The following is a 13036-nucleotide window of genomic DNA, read 5'->3' on the forward strand; positions in this document are numbered from 1 at the left end:
AATATCTATTCTATATTACCATGAAATCAACGCTAAAAAAGGAATTGAGACAAAACTGCTCAATTCCTTTTTACTTAAAATCTTCCATCTTTCAAATATATTTTTTTGACAATTGTTGTTAACAAAACATAGATTAATTCTAAGCCAAAAATCACAAGCAAAAAGCTAAATGGTAAATCTATCATCCCTAAACTGGCAGCAATATTAGAAGATGGCAATGCTGTTCCCCAAATCGCTAAACCAAAGGTAACTAGAAAGACCACCGGTGTCGCATGTTGCCCAAAGAATGGAAATCTTTCATCCCGCAAAGTATGGATCATCATTTCTCTAGTCCACAAAGATTCAACGAAAATCCCTGAGTAAAACAGTGAAACAAAGACCCAATGATGATAATTTGGTCCAACTAAATGAGGACAAATCACGTAAAACATCAGTGCCATTGTAATGAAGTCAATAATAGCAGGAATAGGGCCAAACGCTATCACAAACTTAGGCCACTTGCGAATTGACCATTTTTGCGGCTTTTTAACGTAATTCTTGGACACGCTATCAAATGGAATAACTAGACAACTAATGCTATAAATTAAATCCAAGATCAATAATTGCAATGGTAACAGTGGCAAAAACGGCAAAACTAACGAAGCTATTACCATAGTAATGATGCTGCCAAAATTGGTAACTAAGAATGTCTTGATATATTTCATCGTATTAGAGAAGACCTTACGCCCAGTAATGATCATCTCTTCTAACAACTGTAAATCCTTTTGCTCAAAAATAATATCCGCCGATTCTTTTGTAATATCGACCGAATTGTTAGAAGTAATTGTAACGTTAGCAACTTTCATTGCTAAAGCATCCTTGTTGCCGTCACCCATATAGCCAACAGTATGACCATTATTTTGCAAAGCTTTAATAATCTTAATTCTAAGCTCTGGAGTTAAATGAACAAAGATATCACATTTTTCAACAATATCTGCTAATTCTTCTGGACTAGCCTTTTCAATTTGTTCACCATCGTAAACAGTATCGACATTTAATCCAACTTGCAAAGCAATAGCACGCGTAACGGCTTCATTATCGCCTGTAAAGATCTTAACGTCTACATTGTCATTTCTAAGCTCCTGTAGAGCTTCTTTCGTGCTTTCCTTTGGTGGATCAAGATATGCCAAGTAACCGATAATAGTCAGATCATTTTCATCTTTAGCAGAAAATTCACCTACTGGAGCAGGATTTAGTTTGTATCCCACAAGAAGCACACGTAAACCATCATCATTTAATTCATTAATTTGATTCAAAATCTTCTTGCGCCAATCATCAGTTAAAGGTTCAATTCTGCCATTGATTTCAACTTTGCTTGAAATATTAAGCATCCCTTCAGCCGCACCCTTGGTTACCAGCAAGTGCTGACCGTGATGTTCATCGTTATCAACCACAACGACGCTCATTCTTTTACGCGTATAATCAAATGGAATTTCATCAATCTTATTGTAGTCACGTTGGATTTCATTAACGTCAAGCTCATCACCAGCAGCATCAATAACTGCCTTATCAATCAAATCTTTCATTCCGGTTTGATAGTAGGCATTTAAATATGAAAACTTTAAAATTCTTGGCGTCTCGTCCATATCCAAATCATAGTGCCGTTCTAGCACAACCTGATTTTGCGTTAAAGTTCCAGTCTTATCAATACAAAAGACATCGGTTGAACCCAGATTTTGAATGGCATTCATTTGCTTTACCACGGCACCTTGCTTGGACATTTCCAACGCACCTTTGGTTAAATTGCTATTAACAATAATCGGTAAAACTTCAGGTGTTAGGCTAACAGCAGCAGCTAAAGCAAAAATTAAGCTTTCGCCCCAATCTCCTTTAGTTACTCCATTAATCACAAATAAAAGTGGAATCAAAACAGCTGCAGTTATAATTAGAAGCTTAGCTAGCTGCTTCATTTCGCGATCAAATAAAGTTGTCTTTACTTTCTTACGAGAAATCTTCTGAACCTTTTTACCAAAAACGGTATGATTGCCAACTGCAAAAACTATCCCACTACCGGAACCAGAAACAATGGTTGTACCTTCGTACAAGATATTAGGATAATTCAAATAATCTTGCATCTTTGGCTTCAAAGACACATTAGCCATCTTTTCTTCCGGTTCAGAATCACCGTCTAAATAACTAGACGAACAAAAGAGGTCTTTACTCGTCAGCAGCTTCATATCAGCTGGAATCATATCACCAGCAGATAAGTTAATCACATCGCCAACTACTACTTCATCAGTTGGCAATTCTACATTCTTGCCATCTCGCCGAATGTTAGTAGTAACGGAAACCATATCCATTAGCTTCTCATTGACTTTAGCAATTCTAATTTTTTGAACAAAATTTACTAATACAGAAATGATCAGCATAATGACCATCACAATGACCGTTTCTAGATCACTGTTGCCTTGCGGTACCAGAATATAACTGGTGAACAAGGTCAAAATAGTCAAACTAATCAAAACAAGAGTAAATGGTGTAGCGATTGACTCCCACAGCAAACGCCACTTGGAAGCATTAGTATTTGTCCTAATCTCATTCTTGCCATATTCTCTTCTATTTTCTTCAGCCTTATTTGTTGAAAGTCCTTCGGCACTTGCCTGCAATCGCGCTAGCGTCTCGCTGCGTGATTCATGCGCAATTCGCTGAATCCTTTGAATGTCAACATTTGACTGCTTTTTGCCAGCTGATTTTAACATCCTTTGCTTCCTCTCATTTCGATTGACAAGCAAACAAAAAAGCCACCTGTATCTCTGCAGGTGACTTATCGCCAAACAAGGCTTCGTCATACTCGTCGTTCAGTTTTAACACTACGTGACGTAAGCACATGCTAGCTATCTGGATCTCGCCTTAAGTCGACGACACCTATTTAACCCGTTGGCATCTCTGGATGTTTCTGGGCGATAGCGTGTGTTCACGTAGGAGTCTCACCTAACAGTTCAATTTTTACTAACTATATTCTACAAAAAGTGTAAGGATTTAATGAGCATAAGTCAAGCCAACTACTTGTGCAATTTAACATTATTGCGTTCAGATTTTTTAAGGAAATAAATGATCCCTGTAATCAAAAATGCTAATGCTAAAGCAATTGGCAAGGCTACACTGTGTGGGTGAGAAATTTTATTTTGTTCGCTAGGACTTAAATCATATTTATCAAGCGCATATTGATATTGTTGATCAACCTTGGTTGCGCATGCTCTAAAGACAAAGTGAATTCCTTTATTAAAAGTCGCATTATTGTGACTACGCAACTGATTTACTTCAGCTCGTAAAATATTGGCTCGTGTATCAGCAGTAAATGCTCCATGTAAGTCTTTCGTTGAATAAATCTGTACATTACGTTTTTTGCCTTTTTGCCCTACCACTATAAAAACTGTACGTTTAGAAAACTCTAAGGCTTTTGGCGTTAGCTTATTCAATTTCTTTACTGTAATTACAGTAATTTGTGGTTGCTCTTTAGTTTGCAAATACCGGTTGTTTTTTTCATTAATGAGAGCTTTAGTTTCTTTATCCAAAATATGGGCATGATCTTCTATATTTGGTTGCACAAAACCAGTAGTTGTCAGAAAAACAGCTAACAGTCCCAGCAACCAAACTATATTAATTTTCGTCTTCTTCAAGTTTATGAGCCAAGCCTTCCACATATTTTCGATCGATTTTAATTTGCTCATATGGTACCCCACAATCATGAAGCAATTTCATTGCCAGTGGATTATCACGATAGTCAAAATAATAGTTTATCTTTTTTACACCAGCTTGAAGCAATGATTTGCAGCAATTATAACAAGGGAAGTGCGTAACATAAATTTCAGTATTCTCTGTTGAAACGCCAAATTTGGCACACTGGATAATTGCATTCATCTCTGAATGTATTGTTCTCACACAGTGACCATCTACCATTTGGTGCCCCACATCATCACAGTGTGGCTGCCCTGATACGGAACCGTTATAACCAGTACCAATAATGCGGTGGTCTTTAACTAAAACACTACCTACTAATGCTCTATTACAAGTAGAACGCTGAGCAATCACTAGCGCCTGTATCATAAAATATTGCTTCCAAGGAATTCGATCGTGCATGAATTTACCTCTTATTCGTCAATATTATCTATTTTTGAAGTAGTTCAGACCAATAGCATCGCGAACTTCTTGCAAAGTTTCGTTAGCTACCTTATTAGCTTTCTTTGAACCTTCTAAAAGCATCTCGTAAACTGCATCTTCATCTTGAATGAATTTTTCACGACGTTCACGAATTGGTGCAAGTTCAGCTTCAAGCACTTTATTCAAATAGCGCTTGATCTTAACATCGCCTAAACCACCTTTTTGGTATTCTGCCTTAAGTTCAGCAACTTTGTCCTTATCTGGATCAAATACATCAAGGTAAGTAAATACAGTATTGCCTTCAACCTTACCTGGGTCTTCAACATGGACATGGTTAGGGTCCGTATACATTGACATAACTTTCTTTTGAACTGTCTTAGCATCATCTGAAAGGTAAATGCAGTTTCCAAGTGACTTAGACATCTTTGCATTACCATCAAGACCCGGAAGACGGCCTTGACCCTTAGGTGGAAAATAACCCTTAGGTTCAACCAAAACATCGGTATGGTAAACGCGATTGAAAGTTCTTACGATTTCACGGGTTTGTTCCAGCATTGGTTCTTGGTCATCCCCTACAGGAACAATAGTTGCTTTAAAAGCAGTAATATCAGCAGCTTGAGAAACTGGGTAGTTTAAGAAACCAACTGGAATTGAATCTTTAAAGTTCTTTTGCTTAATTTCTGTTTTAACAGTTGGATTTCTTTCCAAACGAGCAACAGTTACTAAGTCCATGTAATATGCAGTCAATTCAAACAAAGCTGGGATTTGTGATTGTACATAAATAGTAGATTTACTTGGATCGATACCAACAGCTAAGTAATCTAAGGCCACTTGAATCAAGCTGTTACGGATTTTTTCTGGGTTACGAGCATTATCTGTTAAAGCTTGAGTATCGGCAATCATAATATAAGGATCATACTTGCCTGAATTTTGCAACTTTACTCTGTTCTTTAAAGAACCGATATAGTGACCAATATGAAGTTTGCCAGTTGGGCGGTCACCTGTTAATAAAATCTCTTTTGTCATAATTCTTACTCTTTTCTATAGTTAATTTTTTATTTCTTATATTCATTAATTACCTAATTTTAACAAAATTTAAGCTATGATTAAACTTCTAGTATAAGCAAAATTCTATTACAATAGATACAGGTGATTAAAATGTGTAATCAATTTCGTTTGCCAAACTTGGCTCAAATTAAACAATATCTACGCGAAGAATTAAACTTGCCACTTGTTGATCCTTCCAGCGACTACAAGGCTAAAGACATCTTCCCTAATCAAACAGCTCCTGTTCTGCTTTATCAAAATAACCAATTACAATTAGTCAACAAAAACTGGGGCTACCCGAGTCCTGTCGATGCTAACAAGCCACTCTTCAATGCTAGAATTGAGCGCTTTTATGAACAAAAACCTTCTATGTGGGATGAATCTTTTGCTAAGCAACGCTGCATTATTCTGAGCAGCAAATTCTTTGAATATGCTAAAAAGACTTATCAGGCAGGAAATGGTAAAAGATATCATGAACGATACAGCTTCAAAGCCAATCATCCAATTACAATGATTGCAGGTATCTATGACAAAAATAATTTTGCCATGGTTACTACAAATCCTAATCGAGATATAGCACCTATTCACAATCGAATGCCGCTTGTCATCGAGCCTAGCGAATTGCGCCGCTGGCTATTTCAAAACTTTACTAGCTTAATCAACCGCGATAGCATTAATCTTTCGGTCACAAAACAGCCTAATAAAAAATAATTGTTTTATTAACCCAAAGCATGATAAAATAGGTTCGTATTGCGGGTATAGTTAAATGGTAGAACGACAGCTTCCCAAGCTGTAGATGCGGGTTCGATTCACGCTATCCGCTTTTTTTATACACAAAAAACAGGGATGAGATTTTTCTCATCCCTGTTTATTTTTTATCAGACCATTATCACTGTTAAAATACCACTTAAAACTGATAAATACATTGGTAACCAGAGCGTTTGTGAATACATATAGCTCCAAGCAAAGAGCATACCGTAGAGTGCTTCAATGATAAAGTTTAAAATTGAACTTTGATAATTTAATACGCTAAAAAGCAATCCTGAAACAATAATACCAATAATCGCTACCTGTTTAGTACTTCTCCGGAAAGCATAATTGAACAAAAAGCCTGTAGCCAAAAATTCTTGCAAGATCGGTAATACAATTCCCTGTACCAGAACTAAGAACCAAAACATATTTACCGACTGATTACGAAGATAGATCGTTTGAAAGTCATAATAACCGATCTTACCGTAAGACTGTAAATACGAAATTGAGATACGTGTAGCAGTAATTACCAGTGTCATTAGAACTACCGCGGAAAAATTCCCTAGCCATGGCAACTTAAAGTCACGAGCAAAGAAACGATTTTCACGAATATAACGATATCCATAAAATAATAAAACCATCGCTGCTGTAATCGCAAATAGAATTAAATCCCAAACATGCAATGGCGACTTTCTGGTAACCAGCTTCACTACAGCAAAGACCATGACATAACCGATCAAATATACCGCGTAGCGAATGATGTTGCCCTCTCTTGATTCTGGCGTATTCAAAACCTTTCACTCCTACTCTGGATTGTATCCTACAAAACCAATATTATACCAAAAAAATACAGCTTATTGAAATAGAAGCTACTTTACTTCCACAATCGTTACCTTATATTCTCCAGCAGGTGCTTCAACTGCTACTGTAGTTCCAGCCTCTTTTTTCATAATCGCTTGTCCCAATGGTGAATCAAAAGAGATTTTTCCTGCCGCTAAATCGGCTTCCATTCGACCAACGATTTTATACTGCTCCGTATCATCGTCATCATCAAACTTCAAGACAACGCTCTTGCCTAAGTCGACCTTGCCATCATCTTTAGTTTTTACAATTTCCGCATATTTTAATTGCTTACCTAAATAACGCAAACGACTTTGTAAATGGCCTAGATCACGTTTAGCTTCTGTATATTCAGTATTTTCGGAAAGGTCGCCCAATGCACGAGCAGCTTGCAAGATCTTAATTCTACGTGGCCGATCCTTCTTCAAACGTGCAATTTCATCTTCAATTTGTTTGTAGCCTTCTGGCGTCATCTTTTGAAAATATACCATAGTGTACTCCTTTATTTTCTAATTATACAAAAGTTATCCACAAGTGTTAATCCTTGATTTGATCAACTTTTTTATTAATAATTAGCACTATATACTTTTGAGTGCTAAATAGTTTAATTTTTATTGAAAGGTACTACAATAATCAGTGTAAGGAAAAAGAGAATGAGTCCTTACGAGATAAGAAAGCAAATAAAAATGAAAGGAAGTTTTAGTATATGGCAAACGATATGATGAATCGTCGTAATGATATGATGAATGCAATGAACGACTGGTTTGGTTTTCCAAGAAACTTCTTTGATGACACTGAAATTGAAAACATTATGCAATCAGATGTTGCAGAAAATGACAAAGACTACATGGTTAAGATTGATATGCCTGGTATGAACAAAGACGACATTCAAATTAACTACAAGGATGGTATTTTAAGCGTAGCTGGTACTAGAAAGTCATTTAAGGACACCAGCGATAAAGATAGAAACATCATCCACAAAGAGAGAAGCGAAGGCAGTATCTCAAGAAGTTACAGATTACCAAATGTAGTTGCAAGTGACATTCATGCAAAGTATGATAATGGTGTATTGACCATCACCTTGCCAAAGCAAACTGCTGGCGATGATGGCAATTCTATCAAAATTGATTAATTTATTAGATTAGTTGCAAGAAATCTAATAAGTTGCGGATAATATAATTCTCTAAAGCAGGTTCAGTGATTGAACCCGCTTTTATTTTGGCTTAAAATATAGTTAATTTAAGAAAAAATTAAAATGATAAAAGGAGATTTTTTTAATGGCTCATGAATTAACTGTGCAAGAACTCGAAAAGTTTTCTGCCAATTTTAATAAGAATCCAGAAAACAAAGTTATTGCCCGTGCTGCTCAACGTAGCGGTGTACTTGAAGCATCTTACAACGATCGCGTACAAGGCAAATTAACTCGGGTTTTCTCAACTGAATTAGATACTGACAATGTCACCAATCAAAAGCACTCAGGTCGTTGCTGGGAATTCGCAACTTTAAATGTTCTGCGTCACGCTTTTGGTGAAAAATACAAGGCTAAGAACTTTACTTTCTCTCAAGCTTACAACTTCTTCTGGGACAAGATTGAACGTGCCAACATGTTCTACAACAGAATCATCGCTAGTGCCAACATGCCACTCGATTCACGTCAAGTAAAGACTGACTTAGACTTTGCTGGTACTGATGGTGGTCAATTCCAAATGGCAGCTGCCCTAGTTGAAAAGTACGGTGTCGTTCCTTCATATGCAATGCCTGAAACTTTTAACACTAATGACACTACTGGCTTTGCTACAGCTCTCGGCGACAAGTTGAAGAAAGATGCTTTGGTATTACGTGAACTCAAGCAATATGGCAAAGAGGACGAACTTGAAAAGACTCGTGAAAAGTTCTTGAGCGAAGTTTACCAAATGACTGCTATCGCTGTTGGTGAACCACCTAAGAAGTTTGACCTTGAATACCGCGATGACGACAAGAAGTATCACTTGGACAAAGATTTGACTCCACTTGAATTCTTGCACAAGTATTTAGGCGATGTTAACTTTGATGACTACATTGTTTTAACTAATGCACCTGATCATGAATACAACAAGTTATATGGTTTACCAGCTGAAGACAACGTTGCTGGTTCAATCAGAATCAAGCTTTTGAACGTACCAATGGAATACTTAACTTCTGCTGCAATCGCTCAATTAAAGGACGGCGAAGCTGTTTGGTTCGGTAATGATGTTCTTCGTCAAATGGATCGTAAGACTGGTTATTTGGATACTAACCTTTACAAGTTAAACGATTTGTTTGGCGTTGACCTCAATATGTCAAAAGCTAACAGATTAAAGACTGGTGTTGGCGAAGTTTCTCACGCTATGACTTTAGTTGGTGTCGATGAAGACAACGGTGAAGTTCGTCAATGGAAAGTTGAAAACTCATGGGGCGATAAGTCAGGTTCTAAAGGTTTCTTCGTAATGAACAACGATTGGTTCAATGATTACGTATACGAAGTTGTTGTTCACAAGAAATACTTAACTGATAAGCAAAAAGAACTTGCAGAAGGTCCAATTACCGACTTGCCAGCATGGGATTCATTAGCTTAATGTAAATATTAATCCTCGCCCCTCTTTGGGTGTATGTTTTCGTATCCGGAGCTACATTTGTAATTATTTATAAGATAGGTAATATTCCAGCGGATTGTCCAGTATTAGTCGATCCGCTTTTTTTATCCCTGATACTTTAAAACAAGCAAAAAGTTAACGACATGTTCAGTACTATGTTTATATCAACCTAAATGTGTATTAGCTACTTTATGAATATCTTTATCGCCAAAGTTACATTTTCTAATAAAGATATTACAGTTATCGGCGAGCGTAGCGTACAAAATGTAAGTCTCTTTGCTCCAGTTACTTGTCCATTTTATCTAAGTAAATATTGGACAGTATTGGGGAAAGTGGTCCGCCTTGGTACACCCTTAACTAAATCCTCTTCCATAATCCTGGCTTTAAGAAAAGCGCGGATTAAATGGAGAATAGTTTTGTCATTTACTCTTTTTCTGACTATTGAAATTATTTGTCGTGATTTACTGTATCAAAATACTTCTCAATATTGAGATCATTCACCCATTGAAAACTATCGTTCAAGTATACCAGAACCTACTTGATAGTGGCATGGGCAATGTAGGTCTAAATGGATCATAGCTCTTCATTAGCATTTGAGTGATTGATTGCTGAATTACTTGGTCAACGACCAATGGTATTCCTACTTAAAGGTTGCTTTTTGCCGTTGACTTTCGGTATGTAGACTTTCCTCACAGCTTGCAAACGATATTTCATCTTCATGATTGCATCCTTGAGATTGTTTTAATTTAAAATCTGACCAATTAATTCCATTTCCACTGGTAAATTTATTCATAATCGTCCCGCTTGCTTTCGCCATAAAAGAGTTACGTTCTCTTTGTACTGGGCTATCCTCTTATTTGAATTATCTGACGGGATATACTCTTACAAACATTAGATCAGCTTTATTGCCAACCTTCATCTCTACTATGACCTCAATTGACTTATCATATATTAGATGAGTGCTATGCTTGAGTCATAAAAAAGCTTTCCTCACGGAAAGCTTTTTTCATATCTATTATTTTTTCAAAACAATATTTTCATACAATTTTACCGTTACTGCATAGTAGATGAAGTAAAGTACGATGAAAATCAGGAACGGTAACCAGATACCCATGTATGGTTTAGGCAACAGAGCTTTGAATAAGCGTAACCCGAATAGAACATCAATAATCCCAAGTACGCCAGGAAGAAGGAACAACACGCCAATTTCATTTCTAATTGATTGTTTTAATACCTTTCTTCTCGTGCCAATCTTATAGAGCATTTCGTAACGCATCTTGTCGCTGGCGGCGCCGCTCAAAACCTTGAACATGAGTGTTGATGCGAGCATGGTGAGGAATGCAATTCCGAGGAAGAATCCCATGAATTCGAATCCGCTGATAAAACCCAACATCATTTGATACTGAAATGGTTTAGTATTCATTAATACATTGGCCATCATTGGAACTGCTGCAATTTGGGCTTTTTCAATCTTCATCAAAGTTGGATAGTCCTTGGCAAAGTTTTTTACCGTTAACAAAGTAATATATTTCTTTTGCCCTTTAACTGCGTTGAGTTTGTTGGCAGAAACTAATTTAATCTTCTTTTTACCTGCACCCACTAATAATCCAAAATGCATATTAGCATACTTCTCAGGATTGCTTAAATCCTCAGTCTTCAAAACAAATGGCTTATATGTTGGAAAATTGTTGCCATGAGGGATAAATTTAATATCTTTTATTGAATGTTTTTCTAATTCTGTTTGATTAAAGTAAAGGTCATTTTTAGTTTCTACATAATGATAAGTAGTTTTGGTCTTAATATCGATTTTAGCGATATTTTTCTTAACAGCCGGATTGTTTTCAACGATTGTGGCATCGTAATATGTGCTTTTAACTGCTTGATCTTTTAATGAATTGAAGTTAAGACCAACAGTAATTGCACCAAGCGCTAATGCGAAAAGTAGTGAGATGACTGAGAGAATACGCGTGTAATCACGAATTCTGAATTTTAATTGGCCCAGTGTGAAAACGCGGATGCCATGGTAAACATAGCCTTTTCTCTTAAGCAAGAAGTTGATGATGAGCGTGAATAATGAATCAAATGTGAAGTATGAACCAGCTACGATAGTAACTAAGGCTACAGGGATGATCATGAAAATGTTGCTGGCTGGCAAACCCATGACATAGTAGCCAACTGCTAACAATGCCAAGCCTAAGATGGCTTCAATAACTCTCCAAAAGCTCTTATGACCCAACTTAATTGGCTTTTGACTTTCATGAAGCAAGTCAATTACCTTACTACGGACAAGTTTATGCACGTTTCTCAATGCAGCCAAGAAGAAAATAGCTACAAAGAAGATCAGTGTCCACAAGATGGCGTTAGGTAAAATAATCTGGAAATGCGTAATATGTAAGCCTAAACTGCTAATCAAAAGTTTAGAAACAAGAGCGGTTAAGCCAAAACCAATCACAATTCCTAATATTGTCGCCACAATACCAGTGAGTAGGGTTTCACAGAAGATCAATAAACCAATCCGTGAACTCTTCGCCCCCAGCATCATGAACATGCCGTAATCGTGCTGCCGCATGCTTAGCAGGAATGAATTGGCGTAAACCAAATACACAAACGTGATAATTGCCAACAAAACAATACCGAAGCCAAAGATAAAGCTTAAATATTGTCCAGGTGCGTTAACATCCTTACTCATAAAACCTGGGTTAACGGCTAAAGACAAGAACATGTAAAAAATCATGCTTGCTACAACTAATCCTGAAAACAGAACCGTGTAGTCTTTCAGCCGGCTTTTAACCCCGGTTAAAGATAATTTCCAAATCATGATTTTCTCCCCCTATTCTTCAGTACCTAAGTGAGCAATCAATTCATGGTAGAAGTCAGTCCGTGACTTGTCTCCTTTAATCATTTGTTCACCGATTTTACCATCCTTGATAAACAAGATCCGGTTCGCAAAACTAGCAGAAAATGGGTCGTGCGTAACCATTAAAGTAGTAACACCGTCTTGTTTATTCAAAGTTTCCATCGTGTTTAGCAACTCGCGAGCACTCTTAGAATCAAGTGCTCCAGTAGGTTCATCTGCTAGTAAAATTGCTGGTTCGTGAACCAAGGCACGGGCTGAAGCCACACGTTGCTTTTGCCCACCAGAGATTTCTGCAGGATACTTTTCCAAAATACCTGAGATACTCAACTTAGCTGCAATCTTATCCACAAGTGGATTAATTCGATGAGCTGAGATGCCACGTAAACTCAATGGCAAAGCAATATTTTCACGGTTAGTCAAATTTTCCAATAAATTAAAGTCTTGGAAGATAAAACCAATTTCTTTGCTTCGGAAATCAGCCATTTGGTTAGCATTCAAATTGCTGATGTCTTTATTATTGATAAAAACTTGCCCTGTCGTTGGCTTATCCAGCGTAGAAAGAATATTCAATAAAGTAGTCTTACCAGAACCTGAAGCACCCATGATAGCTACAAATTTACCCGATTGTATCTTAAAATTGACACCTTTCAATGCTTGATATTGTTTTTCGCCCTTTTTACCGTAAGTTTTGGTGATATTGTCCACCACAAGAATTTCGTTCATTTTAAGTTCCTCTTTCTCCGCTTAATATGTTTTACTGTCTTGTTTACTTAATACACTAATATGATAT

The 13036-nt window shown here is 36.9% G+C and carries 12 protein-coding genes, 1 tRNA gene and 1 riboswitch; of the genes, 4 read left to right on the forward strand and 9 right to left on the reverse strand.

Annotation, left to right across the window (positions count from 1 at the left end):
• Nucleotides 1-74 precede the first annotated feature (74 nt).
• From mgtA to trpS, 4 genes are all read right to left on the reverse strand, one after another.
• Nucleotides 75-2738, reverse strand: a complete 2664-nt coding sequence (mgtA, locus tag FC57_RS03445; RefSeq protein WP_007126709.1) for a magnesium-translocating P-type ATPase — start codon at nucleotides 2736-2738, stop codon at nucleotides 75-77.
• Nucleotides 2739-2821: 83 nt separating this feature from the next.
• A riboswitch (M-box (ykoK) riboswitch) is annotated at nucleotides 2822-2985 on the reverse strand.
• A 56-nt stretch (nucleotides 2986-3041) separates the two neighbouring features.
• On the reverse strand, nucleotides 3042-3683 hold the full coding sequence (locus tag FC57_RS03450) for a TPM domain-containing protein (RefSeq protein ID WP_187364789.1): 642 nt from the start codon (nucleotides 3681-3683) through the stop codon (nucleotides 3042-3044).
• Nucleotides 3640-4119, reverse strand: a complete 480-nt coding sequence (locus FC57_RS03455) for a deoxycytidylate deaminase (RefSeq protein ID WP_007126707.1) — start codon at nucleotides 4117-4119, stop codon at nucleotides 3640-3642. Before FC57_RS03455 ends, FC57_RS03450 begins: the two co-directional genes overlap by 44 nt.
• Before the next feature lie 24 nt (nucleotides 4120-4143).
• Nucleotides 4144-5166: a tryptophan--tRNA ligase gene (gene trpS / locus FC57_RS03460; protein WP_007126706.1), complete on the reverse strand. Its 1023-nt coding sequence runs from the start codon at nucleotides 5164-5166 to the stop codon at nucleotides 4144-4146.
• Nucleotides 5167-5298: 132 nt separating this feature from the next.
• On the opposite strand from trpS, the gene FC57_RS03465 reads away from it, so the two are divergent.
• Together FC57_RS03465 and FC57_RS03470 are read left to right on the forward strand one after the other, a co-directional pair.
• On the forward strand, nucleotides 5299-5898 hold the full coding sequence (locus tag FC57_RS03465) for an SOS response-associated peptidase family protein (RefSeq protein ID WP_007126705.1): 600 nt from the start codon (nucleotides 5299-5301) through the stop codon (nucleotides 5896-5898).
• Nucleotides 5899-5939: 41 nt separating this feature from the next.
• Nucleotides 5940-6010, forward strand: a tRNA-Gly gene (locus tag FC57_RS03470).
• Between the two features lie 55 nt (nucleotides 6011-6065).
• Here the strand turns inward: FC57_RS03470 and FC57_RS03475 are convergent.
• On the reverse strand, nucleotides 6066-6728 hold the full coding sequence (locus FC57_RS03475; protein WP_040529954.1) for a CPBP family intramembrane glutamic endopeptidase: 663 nt from the start codon (nucleotides 6726-6728) through the stop codon (nucleotides 6066-6068).
• 78 nt (nucleotides 6729-6806) lie between these two features.
• A complete protein-coding gene (gene greA, locus FC57_RS03480; RefSeq protein WP_007126703.1) occupies nucleotides 6807-7268 on the reverse strand; it encodes a transcription elongation factor GreA in 462 nt (153 codons plus the stop codon).
• Nucleotides 7269-7483: 215 nt separating this feature from the next.
• Here greA and FC57_RS03485 point away from each other — a divergent pair, with 215 nt between their 5' ends.
• Both FC57_RS03485 and FC57_RS03490 read left to right on the forward strand, forming a co-directional pair.
• Nucleotides 7484-7909, forward strand: coding sequence for an Hsp20/alpha crystallin family protein (locus FC57_RS03485; RefSeq protein ID WP_007126702.1), 426 nt, complete (start codon nucleotides 7484-7486; stop codon nucleotides 7907-7909).
• Nucleotides 7910-8054: 145 nt separating this feature from the next.
• Complete coding sequence (locus tag FC57_RS03490; RefSeq protein WP_007126701.1) at nucleotides 8055-9371, forward strand: C1 family peptidase; 1317 nt, start codon at nucleotides 8055-8057, stop codon at nucleotides 9369-9371.
• A 658-nt stretch (nucleotides 9372-10029) separates the two neighbouring features.
• On the opposite strand, the gene FC57_RS11140 is transcribed toward FC57_RS03490, so the two are convergent.
• The 3 genes from FC57_RS11140 to FC57_RS03500 all read right to left on the reverse strand — a co-directional run bounded on the left by FC57_RS11140 (nucleotide 10030) and on the right by FC57_RS03500 (nucleotide 12969).
• Nucleotides 10030-10206, reverse strand: a complete 177-nt coding sequence (locus FC57_RS11140; protein ID WP_007126699.1) for a hypothetical protein — start codon at nucleotides 10204-10206, stop codon at nucleotides 10030-10032.
• Between the two features lie 198 nt (nucleotides 10207-10404).
• The gene (locus FC57_RS03495) at nucleotides 10405-12207 is read right to left on the reverse strand and encodes an FtsX-like permease family protein (RefSeq protein ID WP_007126698.1); all 1803 of its coding nucleotides are present in this window, start codon (nucleotides 12205-12207) and stop codon (nucleotides 10405-10407) included.
• Between the two features lie 12 nt (nucleotides 12208-12219).
• The gene (locus FC57_RS03500) at nucleotides 12220-12969 is read right to left on the reverse strand and encodes an ABC transporter ATP-binding protein (protein ID WP_007126697.1); all 750 of its coding nucleotides are present in this window, start codon (nucleotides 12967-12969) and stop codon (nucleotides 12220-12222) included.
• Between the last annotated feature and the right edge of the window lie 67 nt (nucleotides 12970-13036).

Origin of the sequence: Lactobacillus ultunensis DSM 16047, assembly GCF_001436305.1 — a bacterium.
Classification (GTDB): domain Bacteria; phylum Bacillota; class Bacilli; order Lactobacillales; family Lactobacillaceae; genus Lactobacillus; species Lactobacillus ultunensis.

Coding starts and splice junctions, on each gene's coding strand:
- mgtA (WP_007126709.1), bottom strand. CDS start 2,738: ATGTTAAAATCAGCTGGCAAAAAGCAGTCAAATGTTGACATTCAAAGG.
- FC57_RS03450 (WP_187364789.1), bottom strand. CDS start 3,683: ATGTGGAAGGCTTGGCTCATAAACTTGAAGAAGACGAAAATTAATATA.
- FC57_RS03455 (WP_007126707.1), bottom strand. CDS start 4,119: ATGCACGATCGAATTCCTTGGAAGCAATATTTTATGATACAGGCGCTA.
- trpS (WP_007126706.1), bottom strand. CDS start 5,166: ATGACAAAAGAGATTTTATTAACAGGTGACCGCCCAACTGGCAAACTT.
- FC57_RS03465 (WP_007126705.1), top strand. CDS start 5,299: ATGTGTAATCAATTTCGTTTGCCAAACTTGGCTCAAATTAAACAATAT.
- greA (WP_007126703.1), bottom strand. CDS start 7,268: ATGGTATATTTTCAAAAGATGACGCCAGAAGGCTACAAACAAATTGAA.
- FC57_RS03485 (WP_007126702.1), top strand. CDS start 7,484: ATGGCAAACGATATGATGAATCGTCGTAATGATATGATGAATGCAATG.
- FC57_RS03490 (WP_007126701.1), top strand. CDS start 8,055: ATGGCTCATGAATTAACTGTGCAAGAACTCGAAAAGTTTTCTGCCAAT.
- FC57_RS11140 (WP_007126699.1), bottom strand. CDS start 10,206: ATGGCGAAAGCAAGCGGGACGATTATGAATAAATTTACCAGTGGAAAT.
- FC57_RS03495 (WP_007126698.1), bottom strand. CDS start 12,207: ATGATTTGGAAATTATCTTTAACCGGGGTTAAAAGCCGGCTGAAAGAC.
- FC57_RS03500 (WP_007126697.1), bottom strand. CDS start 12,969: ATGAACGAAATTCTTGTGGTGGACAATATCACCAAAACTTACGGTAAA.